Source organism: Paraburkholderia sp. Cy-641 (assembly GCF_011752945.1).
Classification (GTDB): Bacteria; Pseudomonadota; Gammaproteobacteria; order Burkholderiales; family Burkholderiaceae; genus Paraburkholderia.
Map to the genome: position 1 here is coordinate 1 of NZ_VWWM01000037.1, position 19,359 is coordinate 19,359.

General features: G+C 64.1%; 11 protein-coding genes and 1 pseudogene. 4 read left to right on the forward strand and 8 right to left on the reverse strand.

Going from position 1 to position 19,359, the window contains the following annotated elements:
* The 8 genes and pseudogenes from F3J20_RS20040 to F3J20_RS20075 all read right to left on the reverse strand — a co-directional run.
* Positions 1 to 334: pseudogene (locus F3J20_RS20040) on the reverse strand (secretion protein HylD); the annotation flags it as partial.
* Between the two features lie 4 nt (positions 335 to 338).
* Entirely contained in the window at positions 339 to 1,184 is an 846-nt protein-coding gene (locus tag F3J20_RS20045) for an efflux RND transporter periplasmic adaptor subunit (protein ID WP_167284316.1), read from the reverse strand.
* On the reverse strand, positions 1,181 to 2,620 hold the full coding sequence (locus tag F3J20_RS20050; RefSeq protein ID WP_240162850.1) for a TolC family protein: 1,440 nt from the start codon (positions 2,618 to 2,620) through the stop codon (positions 1,181 to 1,183). Before F3J20_RS20050 ends, F3J20_RS20045 begins: the two co-directional genes overlap by 4 nt.
* A 209-nt stretch (positions 2,621 to 2,829) precedes the next feature.
* Positions 2,830 to 10,992, reverse strand: coding sequence for a DUF4347 domain-containing protein (locus F3J20_RS20055; protein WP_167284318.1), 8,163 nt, complete (start codon positions 10,990 to 10,992; stop codon positions 2,830 to 2,832).
* A gap of 70 nt (positions 10,993 to 11,062) precedes the next feature.
* Entirely contained in the window at positions 11,063 to 11,701 is a 639-nt protein-coding gene (locus F3J20_RS20060) for a tail fiber protein (RefSeq protein WP_167039583.1), read from the reverse strand.
* 231 nt (positions 11,702 to 11,932) lie between these two features.
* Entirely contained in the window at positions 11,933 to 12,280 is a 348-nt protein-coding gene (locus tag F3J20_RS20065; RefSeq protein WP_167039581.1) for a hypothetical protein, read from the reverse strand.
* A 314-nt stretch (positions 12,281 to 12,594) separates the two neighbouring features.
* Positions 12,595 to 13,215 carry a GNAT family N-acetyltransferase gene (locus tag F3J20_RS20070; RefSeq protein ID WP_167284319.1) on the reverse strand — a complete coding sequence of 207 codons (621 nt, stop codon included), beginning with the start codon at positions 13,213 to 13,215 and terminating at the stop codon, positions 12,595 to 12,597.
* A 268-nt stretch (positions 13,216 to 13,483) separates the two neighbouring features.
* Positions 13,484 to 14,407 carry a LysR substrate-binding domain-containing protein gene (locus tag F3J20_RS20075; RefSeq protein WP_167039577.1) on the reverse strand — a complete coding sequence of 308 codons (924 nt, stop codon included), beginning with the start codon at positions 14,405 to 14,407 and terminating at the stop codon, positions 13,484 to 13,486.
* Positions 14,408 to 14,568: 161 nt separating this feature from the next.
* Here F3J20_RS20075 and F3J20_RS20080 point away from each other — a divergent pair, with 161 nt between their 5' ends.
* From F3J20_RS20080 to F3J20_RS20095, 4 genes are all read left to right on the forward strand, one after another.
* On the forward strand, positions 14,569 to 15,651 hold the full coding sequence (locus F3J20_RS20080) for a tartrate dehydrogenase (RefSeq protein WP_167284320.1): 1,083 nt from the start codon (positions 14,569 to 14,571) through the stop codon (positions 15,649 to 15,651).
* Between the two features lie 638 nt (positions 15,652 to 16,289).
* Positions 16,290 to 17,648, forward strand: coding sequence for an MFS transporter (locus tag F3J20_RS20085; protein WP_167284321.1), 1,359 nt, complete (start codon positions 16,290 to 16,292; stop codon positions 17,646 to 17,648).
* 978 nt (positions 17,649 to 18,626) lie between these two features.
* Entirely contained in the window at positions 18,627 to 19,040 is a 414-nt protein-coding gene (locus tag F3J20_RS20090; RefSeq protein WP_345889903.1) for a DUF2778 domain-containing protein, read from the forward strand.
* Complete coding sequence (locus F3J20_RS20095; protein ID WP_167284323.1) at positions 19,037 to 19,348, forward strand: hypothetical protein; 312 nt, start codon at positions 19,037 to 19,039, stop codon at positions 19,346 to 19,348. Before F3J20_RS20090 ends, F3J20_RS20095 begins: the two co-directional genes overlap by 4 nt.
* Positions 19,349 to 19,359: the final 11 nt, after the last annotated feature.

Below are 19,359 nucleotides of genomic sequence, written 5' to 3' on the forward strand. Positions count from 1 at the left end.
GGCCTTCGACGCGCGCCGCCGCGTCGGCAGGCGCGCTCGGCGCGCCGCGCGCGAGCGCCTTGCACAGCGCGTTGAGCCACTGCACGTAAGGCGCGTTCGGATCGCTTTGCGGCAAGCCCGAGACCGCCGCCACCGTGCCGGGCGCGCTGCCGCGCCACCAGGCCGACTGCCGGTACGGCACCAGCGAAAGCGTTTCGTTGACGATCGTAAAGCCGAGCGCCGCCTCGCTGTGCGCGGCCCGCGCGCGCGCCGCGAGTTGCCACAGCAACGCAAGCTGCTGGCCGTCGATGCGGACCTGCTGCGCCGCCTCTTCCGGCATGCCTGATTCGCTCATGGCCTCACCGCGCCGCGAAAGTGGCCCAGCCGCTCATGCCGGGCAGCAGTTCGGGCGCGCTGCCGGTCAGCGCGCCCGTCACGTCGACGGTCTGCGTGACCGGATCGACGCGCGCGCCAATGCGCGCGACCTTCGCCGGATAGCTCCTGCCGACCTCGTCGACCTGCACGTTCAGCGCATGGCCGGGCTTGAGCCATAGCAGCCACTTCGACGGCACGATCATCTTCAGTTCGAGATGGCTCGTATCGACGATCGTCAGGAGCGGCTTGCCGGCTTCGGCGAACTGCTGCGGCGCGGCGCTGCGCTTCGACACGCGGCCGTCGAACGGCGCCGCGATCGTGCATTTGTGCACGGTCGCCTGCATGTACGCGACGTCGGCCGCGCTCGCCCTCTGCTTCGCCTCGGCCTGCTGCACCTCGAGTTCGCCGACCGAATGCAGCGCGACGAGCTTCTGGTTCACGCTGAGCAATTCGCGCGCGCCGTCGGCGTCGGCCTGCGCCTTGCGCAATTGCGCGCTGTAGAGCGAGCAGTCGAGCGACACGAGCGTCTGCCCGGCGCGAAACGCGTCGCCGTCGCGAAACGGCAGCGAGGCGATCTTCGCCGAGATTTCGCTCGATATGTCGACCTGATCGCGCGACACGAGCTGGATGCGGATCTTGCCGTCGGGCGAATCTTGCGGCGCGGGTTGGGCCGCGGCTCCTGCTGCTGCCGTGGACATCGTTGCGGCCGACGCCTGCGTCCCACCCGCCGCCGAACGCGCCGGCGCAGTCGCATTCGGAGACGCAACGACCTGCGCCGTCATCAGTAAAGCGATACCGCTGCCTGCACACACCTTCAACCACGGTTTCATTGCGGCTGTGCTCCCGCTGCGAGCGCTGCCGCCGCCGTTTTCGTCGGCCCCGGCTGCGCGGCCGCGACCGTGCTGCCCGCGTGACCGAGCGCGTCCCAGTGCTTCTGCTCCGCGCCGATCGATTGCGTCAGCGACGCGAGATCGTGACCGCGCACCGCGTCCGGCACCGGATCGAGCCCGAGCGTCGCGAGCATCTGCCCATACGCGCTTTCGAGTTCGCCGTAGCTTTGATAGAGGCGCAGTTCCGACATCATCGCGCTCGTCGCCACGCGAATTTCTTCGAGCTTGCCTTGCGCGTTGGCCTGCGTCGCGTTGTGGGTGTGTTCGAGAATCTGCTGGTCGACGTCGTTCATCTGCCTGAACAGATCGAACTGGCGCTGCTTCGCCGAGAGTTCGCTGCGCGCGACGTGCACCTGCGTGAGCACCGCCATGCTGAGCGCCATGCGCTGCGTCTTCGCGACTTCGAGTTGCGCGTCGGCGGTGCCGCGAATCGTCTTGACGTTGAGCAGATTCAGCAGGTTCCAGCTGATGCTGATACCGGCCGCGCGCCACGCGTTGTAGACGAGAAAGCTGTTGCTGTCGTAATGGCCGCCCAGTTCGAGTTCGATGCCCGGCAGCAGCTTCGCCATCGCCTTGTGCGTTTCGTTGACGCTGATGCGCTCGTTATAGCTCGCCTCGACCAGTTCGGGACGGCGCTGCAACGCGGTGTCTTCCATCTGCGGCATCGGCATGTCGAAGTCCGGCACCGGAAAGTCCTCGCTCGCGGCGAGCGTGTAGTCCTTGCCCGGTTCGAGGTTCATCAGCGCGGCAAGGCGCGGCTTCGCTTCCTCGAGCTGGTCGCGCACCGCTTCGAGCTGACGCATCAGATCGAGCAGCGAGTGCTGGTAGTTGAGCGTATCGATCGGTGCGCGCAGACCCTGCTTCTGCGCCGCGCGCGAATCGTCGAGCGCGGCGCGCGCCGCATCGAGCAGCGGGCCGATGCGATCGTGCAGCCGCTGCGCGCCGAGCGCCTGCCAGTACGCCTCGCGCACCTGCTGCATCATCAGCTGCACGACCTTGCGGCGGCGCTGTTCGAGCACGAGCACGTGATCGGCCTGCTCCTTCGCCTCGTAATAGCTGACGCCGAAGTCGAGCAGGTTCCACGACAGGTTCAGGTCCGCGGTGCGCGAGTTCTGATCGGTCGAGAACGACGGAATCAGCGACTCCTCCTGCGTGTACAGACCTTCCGACGACGACGCGAGCGGATGGTTGCGGTTCGTATAGCCGGCCTGCGCGGTGAGCTTCGGCAACAGATCGAAGTTCGACAGATCGAGTTGCTTCTGCGCGAGCGCTTCTTCCATCATCTTCAGACGATGGTCGAGGTTGTAGCGGATCGCGCGCGCCATCGCCTCGTCGAGCGTGATCGGGCCGCTCACCGGCTGCTGGCTCGCGAACATCGACGTGCGATCGGCCTGGGCCGTCTGCACGCGTTCGGCGTCGGTAAACGGCACGGGTTTGACCGCGCAGCCGGACAGCCACAACACGGCGGCCGACAGCGCAATGAGCGTGGGACGCGGTGCGCGCACCGCAAGCGACAAGGATTTCACGTCGGCTGATCTCTTATGGAAAAAGTGGAAAGCGGAACAGGAATACGAGGAAAAGAGGCTCATGCGCGCGGCTCCAGCGAGTGCGTCGCGCGGTTGTCGACGGCTTCGGCATGCGCGACCTTTGCGCCGGCTACGCCCGCGCGCGTGACATGCAAGGCCGCGTGCGCGCTCGCGAACTGCGCGCTCAGCGAAGGCTTCGCGGGCGGCAGCGCGGCATGCGGCGGCGCGCTTTTCACCGGCTTCGGCGCGGACGCGTGCGGGGCCTGACGGTGCGCCGCGTCGAGCGACACGACCACTTCGCGATGCGTCACGCGGCCGAACGCGTCGCGCACGGCCAGCGTCACGCGCACTTCGTGCACGCCGGCGGGCGGCACGCCGGAGAGTTCACCGCGCGCCGCGTCATAGTGGAGCCATGACGGCAGCGGTTCGCCATCGGCAAGCGTGATGCTCACGTCGTTGGCGATGCTGGTTGCGCGCGTGTCCGGTGAGTTCGGCAGAAGCGCGGCCGTCAGCAGCGCGAACGAGCCGTCCGCGTGACGCTGCGGATGCACGTCGAGCGACGCCAGCACCTGCAGGCTCGCGGTTTCGTCGCCGAGGTCGGGCGGCGCGATCGAATCGAGCGGACTCACGTGCGTGTCGCCGAGCGAGCTGTTGTGCTGGTCGTCCTGCGTGAACGTGCGAGTCGGCGGCAGCACGATCGTGCCGAGTTCGACCGGCGGCTTCAGCGCTTCGAGCACGATCAGCGGATTCGACACACCGTCGCTGTAACCGGTGGTGCCGCTGACGATCAGCGGATTCGTGCGCGACGGATTGAAGACCGGCGGCGCGACGATCGTGGGCGTCGCCAGCGGCTCGTCCTTGTGCTCCGGCAGGATCGGCGTGCCGGACGGCTGCGTCGTGGCGACGACCTGCACCGTGCGCGTCGCGGGCGCGCTCGACGCGACGCCGTCGCTGATCGCGAAGGCGATCGTGCGGCTGCTGCCGGTGCTCTCGAACCGCGTGTCGCGATACGAGACCGCGGCGAGCGCGGCCTGCCATTGCGCGAGCGTCGCCGTGCCGCTCGCCGAGGTGAGCCTGAGCACGCCGCTCGCGGCATCGTAGGCGGCGCTGATGTCGCCGGTCGCCGCGCCGCCGCTCGTGAACGCGAGCACGTCGTGCTGCGGATCGAACGCACCGCTGAACGACACCGTGGCCGAGGTCGGCGGCGTCGGGTTGCGGTCGGTCAGCGTGATGCCGTCGCCGACCGCAAGCGCGTCGGCCGCGTTGCCGTTGGCGGTATAGCTCAGCGTGACGCCGCCGCCATCGACGATCAGCGTCTGATGCGTGGCCGTCACGCCGACTGCGCGCGAGAGCGCGACGCTCGCCTTGGTGCCGTCGTTGACCGTGAAGCTGATGGTGCGCGTCGCGGTGTTCGGCGTGATCGCCGTGTCGGTGTAGGTGATCGAGCGCAACGCCATTTGCCATTGTGCGAGCGTGGCACTCGCGCCGGTCGAAGTTAGCGTCAACACACCGGTCGCAGCGTTGTAGCTCGCGGCGATGTTGCCCATCGTCGCGCCGTCGTTCGTGAACGCCAGCACGTCTTCGCCTGCGTGGAAGCCTGTGCCGATCTGTACCGTCGCCGAGGCCAGCGTCGTGTTGTCTCGATCGCCGACCGCGATACCGCCATCCACCACGACCGGCGTCGATACCGTGTTATCGCCCGACACGAACGCTGCACTACCTGTGCTGGTGGTCGAGATGAGCGGCGTCTGCTCGGTATCGGCCACCGTCACCGTGCGCGACAGCGCCACGCTGGTTTCGATCCCATCGTTGACCGCGAAGCTGATCGTGCGCATCGCGGTATTCGGCGTGATCGCCGTATCGGTGTAGGTGATCGAGCGCAGCGCGGCCTGCCACTGCGCGAGCGTCGCGTTCGCGCTGGACGAAGTCAACGTCAGCACACCGGTCGCGGCGTCGTAGCTCGCGGCGATGTTACCCATCGTCGCGCCATCGTTCGTGAACGACAGGACATCTTCACCAGCATGGAAACCCGAACCGATCGCGACCGTCGCCGAGGCGAGCGTCGTGTTGTCGAGATCGCTGACCGCGATGCCGCCATCCACCACGACCGGTGTCGACGCCACGTTATCGCCCGCCACGAACGCTGCACTGCCCGTGCTGCTCGTCGACAGCACCGGCGTCTGATCCGTATCGGTCACCGTCACGTCGCGCGACAGCGCGGTGCTGGTTTCGATCCCGTCGTTGACCGTGAAGCTGATCGTGCGCGTGGTGTTATTCGGCGTGATCGCCGTGTCGGTGTAGGTGACCGAGCGCAACGCGGCCTGCCATTGCGCGAGCGTTGCGCTCGCGTTGAACGAAGTCAACGTCAGCACACCGGTCGCGGCATCGTAGCTCGCGACGATGTTGCCCATCGTCACGCCGTCGTTCGTGAACGCCAGCACGTCTTCGCCGGCATGAAAGCCCGAGCCGACCTGCACCGTCGCCGAGGCGAGCGTCGTGTTGTCGAGGTCGCTGAGCACGATGCCGCCATCGACCACGACCGGTATCGACACCGTGTTATCGCCCGACACGAATGCTGCGCTGCCCGTGCTGGTGGTCGCGATAAGCGGCGTCTGGTCGACGTCGGTCACCGTCACGTCGCGCGACAGCGCCACGCTGGTTTCGATCCCATCGTTGACCGTGAAGCCGATCGTGCGCGTGGTGTTGTCCGGTGTGATCGCCGTGTCGGTGTAGGTGACCGAGCGCAACGCGGCCTGCCACTGCGCGAGCGTCGCGTTCGCGCTGGCCGAGGTCAGCGTCAACACACCGGTCGCAGCGTTGTAGCTCGCGGTGATGTTGCCCATCGTCGCACCGTCGTTCGTGAACGACAGGACATCCTCGCCCGCATGAAAGCCCGAGCCGATCTGCACCGTCGCCGAGGCGAGCGTCGCATTGTCGAGATCGCTGACCACGATGCCGCTATCGATCACCACCGGCGTCGAGGCCACGTTATCGCCCGCCACGAACGATGCGCTGCCCGTGCTGCTCGTCGACAGCAACGGCGTCTGATCGGTGTCGGCCACCGTCACCGTGCGCGACAGCGCGGCGCTCGTCTTCGTGCCATCGTTGACCGCAAAGCCGATCGTACGTGTGGTGTTGTCCGGCGTGATCGCCGTGTCGGTGTAGGTGACCGAGCGCAAGGCGGCTTGCCACTGCGCGAGCGTCGCGTTCGCGCTGGCCGAAGTCAGCGTCAACGTACCGTGCACGGCATCGTAGCTCGCGGTGATGTTGCCCATCGTCGTACCGTCGTTCGTGAACGACAGCACGTCTTCGCCGATGTGAAAGCCCGCACCGATCTGCACCGTCGCCGAGGCAAGCGTCGTGTTGTCGAGATCGCTGACCGCGATGCCGCCATCGACCACCACCGGCGTCGACGCGACGTTGTCGCCCGCCACGAACGATGTGCTGCCCGTGCTGCTGGTCGACAGCAACGGCGTCTGATCGGTGTCGGTCACCGTCACCGTGCGCGACAGCGCCGTGCTGAACTGCGAGCCGGCGTCGAGCACGAAGCTGATCGTGCGCATGGCGGGGTTCGGCGTAACCGCCGTATCGGTGTACGTGATCGAGCGCAGCGCGTCCTGCCATTGCTGGTTCGTCGCGCCGCTGCCCGTGAGCGTGAGCACGCCCGTCAGGGCGTTATAGTTGCCGTAGATGCCGTTCTGGCTCGTGAACAGCAGCACGTCTTCGCCCGCATGCAGGTTGCCGGTAATCTCAACCGTCGCGCTCGTAATCACGTCGCCGAGCGGATCGGCCACCACGAGGTTGCCGTCGACCGTGACCGGCGTCGATACCGTGTTGTCGCCCGCGACGAACGTGGCGCTGCCGGTGCTCGTCGTCGTCAGCGAAGGGGCGGAGCTGGTCACGTCGATCGTGTAGGCGACCGGCGCGCTCGTCTTCGTGCCGTCGTTCGCGGTGAGTTGCAGCGTGCGCGCGCCGAGCGGCGCGCTCGAAGCCGTCGAGAACTGCAAACCCTCGAGGATCGCCTGGTACTGCGCGACCGTCATACCGTTCGAGTTGAGCGTGTACGTGCCGGTCGCCGCGTTGAAGGAATCCGAGAAACCAGCCCCCATCGTTGCCGCGTTGTAGTTGAGCGTGATCGTGTCGCCGGACTGGAAACCGGACGCGATCTGCAACGTGAAAGTCATCGGCAGGGACGGCGTTACCGTACTGTCGCGATCGCTGAACGTCACGCCGCTGTCGATCGTGAGCGGCGCGCCGCCCGCCGGATACGTGACGCTGCTCGTCGAGGCGGTCACCACCGGCGTCTGATCGGTCGCGCTCACCAGGACGACTTTGATGACCGGCATGCTCGTCTTGATGCCGTCGCTAACCGTGAAGCTGATCGTGCGGACAATGCCGCTCGGCACGATCGCGGTATCGGTGTAGGTAATCGAGCGCAAGGCAGCCTGCCACTGCGCGAGCGTCGCGCGGCCTGCTGAACTCAGCTCCAGTGCGCCGGCCGCGCCGGTGTACGTGGCGGTGATATCGCCGAACGCGGCGCCGCCCGTGAACGCGAGCACGTCCTCGCCCACATAGAAGGTGCTGTTAAATATCACCTCGGCGGTGCGTATCGTCGCGCCGCCGCTATCCGACAGCGTGATGCCCGGATCGACCACGACCGGCGTCGAGGCCACGTTGTCGCCCGCGACGAAGCTCGTCGTGCCGTTGGACAAGGTCAGCACCGGCGTCTGGTCGGTCAGCGTCACGTCGACCGTGCGGGTCCACACGCTGCTGCTCTTCACGCCGTCGTTGACGACGAAGCTGATCGTGCGCGCGGCGCCGCTCGGCGCGGCCGCGGTATCGGTGAATTGCACCGAGCGCAGCGCCGCCTGCCACTGCGCGAGCGTCGCGATGCCGCCCGAGGACGTGAGCGTCAGCACACCGCTGGCGTACACGCCAGTGATGTTGCCCATCGTCGCGCCGTCGTTGGTGAAAAGCAGCGCGTCGCCATTGCTGTCGTAGTTGCCGATCGTTACGGAAGCCGACACGAGCGTCGTGTTGTCGCGGTCGGACACCGTAATGCCGCCATCCACCGTGACGGGCGACGCCGCCGTGTTGTCGCCTTGCACCCAGCTCGCATCGCCGGACGTGCCGGTCACGATCGGCGTCTGATCGGTATCGCTTACGTCGATCTGCGCGGTGGCCGCCGCCGACGACTTCGTGCCGTCGTTGACCGTGAAGCTGATCGTGCGCGTCGTGGTATCGGGCGTGATGGCCGTATCGGTGTACGTCACCGCGCTCAACGCGGCCTGCCATTGCGTGAGCGTCGCGCTGGCGCCCACCGAATTCAGCATCAACGTGCCGTGCACGGCATCGTAGGTCGCGGTGATGTTGCCCATCGTCGTGCCGTCGTTGACGAACGACAGGACATCCTCGCCCGCGTGAAAGCCCGTGCCGATCTGCACCGTCGCCGAAGCGAGCGTCGTGTTGTCCAGATCGCTCACGGCGATGCCGCTGTCGATCACGACCGGCGTCGAGGCCACGTTGTCGCCGGCGACGAAGTTCGCGGTCGTGCCGCTCGTCGTAATGATCGGCGTCTGGTCGGTGTCGGTCACGGTCACCGTGCGCGTCGCGACCGCGCTCATGGTCGTGCCGTCGTTGACCTGGTAGCTGATCGTGCGCATGGCGCTCGCAGGCGTCGTCAGATAGTTCGCGTACTGGACCGAACTCAGCGCCGCCTGCCATTGCGCGAGCGTCGCGCCGCCCGAGGCCGTCAGCGTGAGCGTGCCGGTGCCCGAGTTGTAGGCGCCGACGATGTCGCCCATCGTCGCCGGATTGGCAACGAACAGCAGCGAGTCCTGATCGGCCGTGAAGTTGCCGGTGATCTGCACGGTCGCGCTTTCGAGCGTCGTGCTCTGACCGTCGGCCACGCTCAGTCCCGAGTCGATCAGCACCGGCATCGAGGCCGTATTGTCGCCGGCGACGAATGCGGCCGAGCCGGGGTCGGTGGTGATCGTCGGGCCGCTCGTCACGTTTACCGTGTGCAGCGCGAGCGAGCTCGAAGCAACGCCGTCGTTGACCGAGATCGTGAAGTTGCGCGCGCCCGATACCGCCGCAGCCGACGTCGAGAACGTGACTGCATCGAGCGCGTGCTGCCATTGCACGAGCGTCGCGCTCGCGCCCACCGAAGTCAGCGTCAGCGTGCCGTTCGCGTTCGCCGTGATGCCGATGTTGCCGAACTGCGTCGAGTCGGTGTTATCGAACGAGAGCGTATCTCCGCTGTGGTAGCCGCTCGCGATCGAGATCGTCGCCGAGGCGAGCGTCGTGTTGTCCGCGTCGCTGACGGAAAAGGTGGAGATCGCCGTGGGTGTCGAGCCGGCCTGATAGCTCGACATGCTGCTGCCGCCGTCGACGACGATCGGCGACTGGTCGGTCGCGGTCACGTTCACGCTGCGCGAGGCGACGTTGCTCGTCGAGGTGCCGTCGTTGAACGAGAAGTCGACCGTACGCGTAACGGTGGAGGGCGTCACCAGCGTATTCGCGAACGTCACCGATTCGAGCGCCGCCTGCCATTGGGCGAGCGTCGGCGTGCCGCTGGCGGTCAGCGTCAGCGTGCCCGTGCCGCTCGAATAGCTGCCGCTGATGCCGTTGACCGACACAAAGCCGAGCACGTCGCCCGCCTGCACGTTGGCGATCGTCACGGTCGCGGACTGCGCCGTCGACGAACCGCCGTCGGAAAGCTGCAGGCCGCTGTCCACCGCGACCGGCGCGCCGCCCACGCCGTTGTTCGCCGACGCCCATGACGCGTTGCCGCTGCTCGTCGTGACGGCGGGCCCCGTGTCGGTATAGGTCACGTTGTCGATATACAGCGAGAGCGGACCGTACGGGTCGTTCACGTCGATCAGCGTGACCGATCGGGTGTTCTGGAAGTCGGGGTCGTTGGCGATCAGGCTCTTGATGCTGCCGACGAAGCCGCCTGCCGCCTCGGTCGCAATCTGCACGCGCGTCGCGGCATTGCCGTTCGCCTCGATATAGAAGTTGCCGTTGACCGAGCTGATGTCGAGATCCGACAGCGTGAAGGTATGGCCGTTCGCGAGCGAGATCGTGAACTCCGTCATCGGATCGTTGTTGACGTTGACTTCGAGGAAGCCGTCGTTGGGGGCCCCGGAATTGACGTCGCTCGGACCGGTCGGCGCATTGCCGTTGTTCCACACGCCTTCCTCGACGGAGCCGTCCGTCGTGTATACGACGCCGTCGAGCGTATAGCTCGTCCGATAGCCGAGGTCCTGGCCCGTGTCGTTGTTGGCCTCGGCGGCCGTGTCGAAGGTTTCGACCGTCACGCCGAGCAGCTCGTTGAACTGCGCCTGCGCGCTCGCCGATTCGATCACGGCCGTGTGCACGTGCCCGGCCTGGTATTCGAGCGTCCAGTTGCCGCCGAGCGCGCTCGCGCCGGTGTCGTCGGTCGATGCCGCGACGTTCAGGTGCGTGAGTGCCGCGATCTGCTGCACGAGCGCCTGGCCGTCGGCCTTTTGCGCGACGTCGCAGCCATAGATCAGGAAGTCGCCGCCCGGCTTCATCGCCGCGCCGATCTGCGCGAGCTCGGCACTGTAGGCCGAAAAATCCGCGCCGGTGAGCCACGTCGAGCCGGCCTGGATCGCGCCGTCCGTGCCGTGCGAAATCAGATGGATCGACTCGATGCCGTGATGGGTTTGCAGGTACTGCGCGATCTGCGCGAAGCCGTCGCTGTTCGCGTCGAGCACGACGTACTGCGTGCCGGCCGGCAAACCGGCGATCAATATCTGATAGTTCTCGACGCTCGGGTCGATGAAGACGACCTGATGCGAGGCGTCCGGTGTGGTGACGCTCGTGTCCTTGAGCGCGTGCGTGGTGGTGCTGGTGTCCTTGCTGCCCGTGCTCGTGTTCGTGCCGGCGCCCTCGCCGTTCGTTCCCGCATCGCGTTGTGCCGCATTGGACGTACCCGACGCCGACGCGGAAGACGTCGCTTGCGAAGCCCCCTGGCCCGACGAACTCGCTGCGGCCGGATCGTTATGCGTTGGCTCCGCACGATGCGCGTGTTCGTGCGCATGCGTTTCCGCGTGCGGTTTGGCCGCGACAGCGGCGACCGACGCGTCGTACACGACGCGCGGTTCGAGCGCGAGCAACAGGGGCGAAGCCGCGACACGCGGACGCGGCATTTCGCTTTCGGTACTCAAACGCTTGAGCCACTGCCTGACGATCTTCATGACGATACTCTCCCGGCCGCCGCGCGTTCCAAACGCGCGGCGCCGCAAAACGGGACTGGACGAAAACGCTTTAGCCGCGCGACGGGAAAATCCCCGTCAACGCGACGATGAAGTTGATGCCGAGATACGGATTGCGCGTGTTGAACGGCAAGCCGCTGCCCGCATTCGCGTTGACGACGTTCGGCAGGCTGGCCGGCACCGTGAGGTTGAACGGCTTGAGCGTGGTGTCGGCGTTGGCGGTGTTGTAGACCGTCGCCGGATGGCCCGACGACAACGCGCCGCCGAGCACCGTCGTCGGTCCGGGAATATTGGTCACGCTGGTCGCGGGGGGCCCCGACGTGGCCGTCGTGCCCGTCGCGGCGGGAATCGCCACGGCAACCGTGGTCGGCTGCGTCGCACCGGTAACTTGCGTCGCGTGCGTGTGAACGGGCAATTGCGCCTGCGTCAGCGTGATGTTTTCGGCTCCGGCCTGCTCGCCGGTCACCACCGGCGCGAGACCCAGCCCCGTCCCCACGCCGACCGGCGAGCGGCCCTGCAGGTTCGGCAGACCGAACGTGGTTTGGCCGTTGCCGCCGTAGTACGTGCCGAGCAGCGCGAACAGCGGGCTGTTTTGCGCAATCGACATGAGCTGCCCCTGGCACAACGCCCAGCCGTTGGGTGCGAAGTCGAAGCCCACCATGCGGATTTCACCGAGGTATTGATCGGACATGCTGCCTCCAGAAGAGAGAAAACGAAAACGACGGAAGAGCCGTGCGGCTGAGCGGAACGCAGCACGCGACGGCATGCGCAACGCAATGCGAAATGCGATGGGGAAAAAGGTGCAAGGCGGAATGCGAGGCTGCGTACAAGGCGCCGCGTGCAACGGCGTGCGGCGCGCCGCACCGCATGTCGTTGCACGCGCGCCGAATGGAACGCCGCGAAGAATGGAATGCGCGACTCATCACACCGCATCCGCCGCGCAAGCCGAACGCTTGCGATGAATCACCGCGCACAGCGTCCGCGCGCCCGATTCGAGCGGTCTGCCCGGCGAGACGAACAGCAGCCATGCACGGCCGTCGGGTGCGATGAAGCGATAGGTGTCCTGAGGTAACGCAACCGCCGGCGGCAACTCGAAGCTCGCCGAATAGCACTCGTGCTCGCCATTCATGGCGAGGCCCGTCCATGCGTCCAGCAAACGCGTCTGCACGAGCGGCAACGCCGCCGCGTCCGCGCTCGCGAGCGTGAAGACCTGCCCAAGCGACGCCCTCAGCGCATCGTAGGCCGGTAAATCCGAAACCGCGTTCGACACTGGTCCCCCTCGATCGCAACGCGCGCGCCGTGCTGCCGATGCAGCGCGCCGGTTGCCGTCATTCTTGTCATGCTCTCAGTTCGCGCGCATTTGCCGTGATGCATCGCCGTGGCTTACAGCCCGGTTGCGTGTCGCTTTAATACGGGTCTACGGAATGACTCTTTTTCTCTATCGTTAGGCTTACGACATATTTCTGGAAAGCTTTAATGAATTCCACGGTGGTCCAATTCGATCATGCCGCGCCCTGCTTATTACTTGCTTGTGGTTTGCTTATTTTTTATTTATTGCCTGTTCATTATGTGCTTAATACTTTCTCATGCGCACACCGTCCGTGCATCGTCCCGCGACGTGACGGATGAAACGGCACGCGCGTCGAGTTGTATATCGAGCGGCGCGCATTCGCGGCGCATCAACCCGTAGACGCCGCCGTCCTGCTCGCTGCTCTGCTTCACGAAACCCAGACGCCGGTACAACGACTGCACCGGGTTGTCGGCCTCGACGTTCAGGGTAACGGGCAAGCCTTCGCGCACCGCCCCGGCGATCAACGCGCGCAATAGCCGCGTGCCGATGCCCTTGCCACGCCATGCGGGCAGCAAGGCGATATCGATGATGCGGACTTCGTCGCCGAGTTGCGCGGGCCGCCATGCGTGATACAGACGCCCGACCGGCTCCGCGCCGGCCAACACGACGTCGAAAAAAGCGTGTGGATAGTGCTCGCGGTAATACGTGTGTTGAAGCTGCGATTGATGCCGCAGAAACGCTTCGATGCGAGACGGCTCCCAACCGGTGCGTGCGAATTCATCCCAACGCGTGCTCACGAAAACGTCACAAAGAAATGCTTCGTCGGCGACACTGGCGGTGCGCAAGCTCACGGTGCCGGCATGGCTTGCCGGACTTTCTAGCGGCGCTGCGGAATGAGTGAATTCGATCTTCATGCGAAAAGCATTGGTAAGCCGCTGAGCTGACGAATACGTGATAACGCCGAATCCTAACTAATTGTTACTTGCGCAGCAATAGAAACTGTGAAGAGTCAGAGAGCCGGTAATTTCCCTGATTGCCCGCGCATTTTTACCCGCTATGGTGACGCTAAAACGACAATGAATCGAAAGCATTTCGAGTGGAATTTGCGCAATTATTTAGTAAGGCATCTAAAGCACTTCGTCAGCCATGCAAGCGGCTGCGCAAATCGCGGAGTACCCCGCCTCAACGATCCGCCGGCGTGCTGCCGAACTGCGCGAATTCCTCGCTGAGAAAATCCACGCATACCCTCACCTTCGCGGACTGCGCGAGCCGCTCCGGATACACGGCCCAAACGTTGGCGGGTTGAGTCGCCTCGGGTAACAGCTGGCGTAACTGGCCGCTGTCGATGAGTCCGCGCACGTCCCACAGCGAACGCAGCACGATGCCGCGGCCGGCCAGCGCCCATTGCACGGCGACTTCGCCATGATTGGTCGACAGCGGTCCGGTGACCTTGATCGATACCGCTTCGCCGCGCACCGTGAGCCGCCACAAGCCGAACGGATGATCGCGCTCCTTGATGGCGAGACACGCATGCGAGGACAGTTCCGCGAGTTGCCGCGGCGTGCCATGCCGCGCGAGATAATCGGGCGACGCGCACAGCACGCGATGATTCGAGGCGAGCCGCCGCGCGATCAGATGCGGCGCGATGTCGTCGCCGATGCGGATGTCGAGATCGATGCCCTCGCCTGCGACGTCGACAAGACGATCGAACAGATCGAGCCGCACGCTCAGTTGCGCATAGCGTTCCGAAAAGCGTGCGAGCGCGGGTGCGACGAAGCGCCGGCCGAAACCGAAGCTGCTCGAAATGCGCAGCTTGCCGCCCGGAATGCGGCGCGTGGTGGAGACGTCCTCGACCAGCTGATCGACGTCGTCGAGAATTTTTTCGGCCCATGCATAGACGCGCTCGCCCGCCTCGGTAATCGCGACACGACGCGTGGAACGATGCAGAAGGCGCGTGCCGAGCGTCGCCTCGAGCACGCCGATGCGTTTGCTGACATAGGCGGCCGAGACCGATAGCGCCTCGGCCGCCGCGCTGAAACTGCACTTGCGCGCAACTTCGCAGAACACGCGCAGATCGCCGAGATCGGGAGACGGGACGCTATTCATGGCGGCGCTCTTTATACACGAATCGTGTACAGTGGTTTAACCAAAGCGCGCATTGTAGACGCAATTAGCGAGAATAGAATAAGCGCCATTGAAACGTCGATACCCGTTGGGTACTCCGCTGAATACCCTGTTGCACACCCATTACACAGAAGGAGCACAGCATGTCGAACAGATATCGGATTGCCGTCATACCGGGCGACGGCATCGGCGTCGAAGTGATGCCGGAAGCGCTGCGCGTGCTGGACGTCGCGACGAAACGCTTCGGCATCGAACTCGAGTACCGGCATATCGAGTGGGCAAGCTGCGACTACTACGCGAAGCACGGCAAGATGATGCCCAACGACTGGAAAACGCAACTGCAATCGATGGACGCGATCCTGTTCGGCGCGGTCGGCTGGCCCGACACCGTGCCCGATCACATTTCGCTGTGGGGGTCGCTGCTGAAATTCCGCCGCGAATTCGATCAATACGTGAATCTGCGCCCCGCGCGTCTTTTCGCGGGCGTGCCGTCGCCGCTCGCGGGACGCAAGGCCGGCGACATCGACTTCTGGATCGTGCGCGAGAACACCGAGGGCGAGTATTCGTCGGTCGGCGGCGTGATGTTCGAAGGCACCGAGCGCGAATTCGTGCTGCAGGAATCGGTGTTCACACGGCACGGCAGCGAGCGCGTGCTGAAGTTCGCATTCGATCTCGCGCAGCGGCGCGAACGCAAGAAGATCACGGTCGCGACGAAGAGCAACGGCATCGCGATCAGCATGCCGTGGTGGGACAAATGCGCGGCCGGCATCGCCGCGCACTATCCGGACGTCGAATGGGACAAGCAGCACATCGACATCCTTTCCGCGCGCTTCGTGCTGAACCCGGACCGCTTCGACGTGGTGGTCGCGACCAACCTGTTCGGCGACATCCTTTCCGATCTCGGCCCTGCCTGTACCGGCACGATCGGCCTCGCGCCGTCGGGCAATCTGAATCCGGACCGCACGTTCCCGTCGCTGTTCGAACCGGTGCACGGCTCGGCACCCGACATCGCCGGCAAGCACATTGCCAATCCGATCGCGATGATCTGGTCGGCCGCGATGATGCTCGACTTCCTCGGCCGCTCCACCGGCAAGGAACGCGAAGCGCACGACGCGATCCTGCGCGCGATCGAGGCGACGCTCGCCGAAGGCCCGCATACCGGCGACCTCGGCGGCAGCGCAAGCACGAGCGAGGTCGGCGCGGCGATTGCGGCGAAGCTCGCGTGACCTGACAGAGCGTGTTGCCTGGGGCTGCCAATCGAATGCGGATGGCAGCCTCGGCATGCGGATACGCTGCCCTTCGGGCAAAGCAAATTCGACTTCGCTGAAGCGATGCGCGTGTTCCATCACATCGATCATGCCGGGCAGATTCATTTGCCATGCGAACTAATGCGCATCGTGAGATAAAAAGCACCGCTGTCGCCTTCGCGCATACTCCGTTGAACATCCGCGCCGTCGATACCTGTGAATTCGACGTCAACGCGAAATAGATCGCCGCACGCGCACGCTGAAGCCGCGCATCCGCACCTCAGGTTCGGCCCGCTCGACGACTCCGGAATCAGCCCCATCGCGAAGTCCTATCGCACCTTCGCGAGGCGCGTTTCTCATCTCGGGTAATCCCCCGTTGCCCGTTGCCATCAAATTACTTACAGTGGCGCGCGTTCGCGTGAAGAATCACCGTTCTTCACGCGAACAAAACGCCGATCCCGGCGACGCTCCCGCACGCGAACCGCAGCGGGTATGATTCATTGCCTAAGCCCAACAGTTCGCCGCAGGTGCAGGCATCGTGCGCCGCTACCCGACGGCACACGGTCTTAAGAAAAAACGCCCGTTATGTCGGGCTTTTTCGCAGTCAGGAGACCATCATGAACCGCAGCACCGCTGTGAACGTTCAAACCTTTATCAACGAGCACCCGTTTTCGCCGTTCCAGTGGCTGATCTTCTTCATGTGCTTCATCATCGTCCTGCTGGACGGTTTTGACACCGCCGCGATCGGCTTCATCGCCCCCTCGCTCATCACCGAATGGGGCATCGACAAACCCGCGCTCGCGCCCGTGCTGAGCGCGGCGCTGTTCGGCCTCGCGTGCGGCGCGCTCGGTTCCGGCCCGCTGTCCGACCGCCTCGGCCGTCGCGGCATGCTGCTCGGCTCGGTGCTGCTGTTCGGGATCGCGTGCCTCGCGTCGGCATTCTCGACCGGCATCGAGCAACTGACCGTGCTGCGCTTCATCACCGGCGTCGGCCTCGGCGCCGCGATGCCGAACGCCGTCACGATGATGGGCGAGTACTGCCCGGACAACCGCCGCGCCACCGTCATCAACCTGATGTTCTGCGGCTTTCCGCTCGGTGCGGCATTCGGCGGCTTCCTCGCCGCATGGATGATTCCGCATTTCGGCTGGCGCAGCGTCCTGCTGCTCGGCGGCGTCACGCCGCTCCTGCTGTCGGTCCTGCTGCTCACGAAGATGCCCGAGTCGGTGCGCTACATGGTCGCGAACCAGAAGCCGGTCGAGCGAATTCGCGCGGCACTCGCGCGCATTTCCGGCGACGCCGTGCAGGCGGGCGCATTCACGATGACCGAAACCGCGCCGCAAACCGGCGGCAAGGGTCTCGGCGTCGTGCTGTCGCGCTCGTACATCGTCGGCTCGGTGATGCTGTGGCTCGCGTATTTCATGGGCCTCGTGATCTTCTACGCGTCGATCAACTGGATGCCGATCCTGCTGAAAGACGCCGGCCTCACGCCGCAACGCGCGACGCTGATCTCGGCGCTGTTCCCGCTCGGCGGCGTCGGTGCGGTGCTGGCCGGCGTGCTGATGGACCGCTTCAACGCCAATCGCGTTATCGCGGTCTGCTATGCGTTGACCGCGCTCAGCGTGTACTTCATCGGCCAGGCGGCCGGCAACGTCGGCGCGCTCGTGCTGATCGTATTCATCGCCGGCGTGCTGATGAACACCGCACAATCGTCGATGCCGGCACTCGCCGCCGCGTTCTATCCGACCGCGGGCCGCGGCACCGGCGTCGCGTGGATGCTCGGCGTGGGCCGCTTCGGCGGCATCGCGGGCTCGTTCCTCGTGGCCGAACTGACGCGCCGCCACTTCTCGTTCAGCGGCATCTTCGCGACGATCGCGGTTGCCGGTCTGTTGTCGTGTGTCGCGCTGCTGATCAAACAGGCAGCACGTCCGCAAGTAGCGGAAGCGAATGCGTCGAAGGCGGAATCATTCGGGCATTGAGTTTTTTCGGCGATGCGGCCCGGTGCTGGGCCGCGAGCCTGGTGGTTTTTCGAAGCCGCTCTGCGAATTGCAGAGCGGCTTTTTCTTTGGGGGTGTCGCAAGTCGAGGTGGGGTTCGGGGCGTGGAGCAATGGATATGTGATTGAGAGTTAGGACTCGATTCGCAACGCTTTGCAACACTTTTGATTGAGTCGACTTCTCGCCATCGGCACAAGGTTTGCGCGCTCTTCCTTCGTCAGTTCCAGACACGACTGTTTGTCCCCTCTTTGAGATTACGTTAGCTTCGGAAACCCTTCCAGCTACGCAGAAACCAGCAGGATGGTCATACTACAGCTTACGCCAGGATGTAAAAATAATTGCTGTGAAGAGGATCAATAACCGTCATTCAGGACACGCGCATCCTGCTTCTATTCATCGCGTCATCCCTATGCATCGCGGCGATCTGAACTGCCCCGGGAATCGTGAAGGCTGTTTGGTTTAAGTCGATACCTGCACTACAGCGGGATTGCTGAGTTGCCGATAGTAGTTATCCTGAGTTACAGGGGCAACTCCAGTCAGTCTCAATCAATCTGTGACTATTTTTAACTCTTATCAGAAGAGAAAAACAATACGGCATAGCCTTGGACTTCAAGGACGAGTTGTCGCCATCCCCCATTATCTACACTCAAAATAGATGGTAAGCACAGGTATTTTTCGCTCAAATTCTGACATGAACGAAGTGACGAGTACCGAGATTCACGGATCGATACCCCCGTGCACTTGCCGACGGTCGCAAATATCGACAAGCTATTAGAGTCGCCGAATTGCTAGCCGTTGTGCAACGAGTGTGCATCTGTGGCCACCGTCACACACCGTGATCTGTGTTGCGTCTGCGACGTTTACTCATCCAATTTCTGTAGTCGAAGAAGAAATGTCTGTATTCTGTACCTTTGCACTCAATAACCGTGAAACTTCGAGCCTCTATTGTTTGGGACTTGGAATGATCGAAGCCTATTCGGGTCATGGTAAGGGTCGAGACAATCCCAATGCAGTTTCGATCCCCATGACTGGAGCTATTCCGCCTGGCACGTACTTTATTGTTGACCGTCAATCGGGTGGAAGATTGGGATGGTTGCACGATCTGAGTGACACATACCTTGGTAGCACCGACCGAACAAAATGGTTCATGCTATGGAACGCTCACGGCGGCGATACCACAATGATTGACGGAATACGTCGTGGTAATTTTCGCCTTCACCCTGAAGGCCCGATGCGCGAAAGTGACGGCTGCATCACTGTGAAAAACGGCAACGACTTCGAACGACTGCAGCGCTACATTCGCTCTCACAAGCCGAATATCGCCATTCCGGGTAGCGATCATCTGAAAGCATACGGCCGCCTGGAAGTCCGATGAAACGTCTCACACTTATCGGCGGGTGTCTCGCCGGACTCGCGCTGTCCTGCCTGGGCGGCATGCAGCTAACCCGGTTCCTTCTGCAACACTTCACGTTCGACATACCATCGTGGCTTTCAGCAATCGTTCGGCACGCAATACGTTTGATATATGCCGACTACCAGCCCGACGCCCTCGACATTCAGGACACATGCATCCTGCTTCTCTTCATCGCGTCATCCCTATGCATCGCGGCGATCATCGCCCTGCTCAGCTTTATCGCGCGGCGTCGATTCGTCGCACGCAATAGGCTCAATCAACCCGATTGAACGCACCCCGC

Excerpts from the sequence above, each read along its gene's own strand:
- F3J20_RS20045 (WP_167284316.1), bottom strand. The coding sequence starts at position 1,184 with ATGAAACCGTGGTTGAAGGTGTGTGCAGGCAGCGGTATCGCTTTACTG.
- F3J20_RS20050 (WP_240162850.1), bottom strand. The coding sequence starts at position 2,620 with ATGTTCGCGAGCCAGCAGCCGGTGAGCGGCCCGATCACGCTCGACGAG.
- F3J20_RS20055 (WP_167284318.1), bottom strand. The coding sequence starts at position 10,992 with ATGAAGATCGTCAGGCAGTGGCTCAAGCGTTTGAGTACCGAAAGCGAA.
- F3J20_RS20060 (WP_167039583.1), bottom strand. The coding sequence starts at position 11,701 with ATGTCCGATCAATACCTCGGTGAAATCCGCATGGTGGGCTTCGACTTC.
- F3J20_RS20070 (WP_167284319.1), bottom strand. The coding sequence starts at position 13,215 with ATGAAGATCGAATTCACTCATTCCGCAGCGCCGCTAGAAAGTCCGGCA.
- F3J20_RS20075 (WP_167039577.1), bottom strand. The coding sequence starts at position 14,407 with ATGAATAGCGTCCCGTCTCCCGATCTCGGCGATCTGCGCGTGTTCTGC.
- F3J20_RS20080 (WP_167284320.1), top strand. The coding sequence starts at position 14,569 with ATGTCGAACAGATATCGGATTGCCGTCATACCGGGCGACGGCATCGGC.
- F3J20_RS20085 (WP_167284321.1), top strand. The coding sequence starts at position 16,290 with ATGAACCGCAGCACCGCTGTGAACGTTCAAACCTTTATCAACGAGCAC.
- F3J20_RS20090 (WP_345889903.1), top strand. The coding sequence starts at position 18,627 with ATGATCGAAGCCTATTCGGGTCATGGTAAGGGTCGAGACAATCCCAAT.
- F3J20_RS20095 (WP_167284323.1), top strand. The coding sequence starts at position 19,037 with ATGAAACGTCTCACACTTATCGGCGGGTGTCTCGCCGGACTCGCGCTG.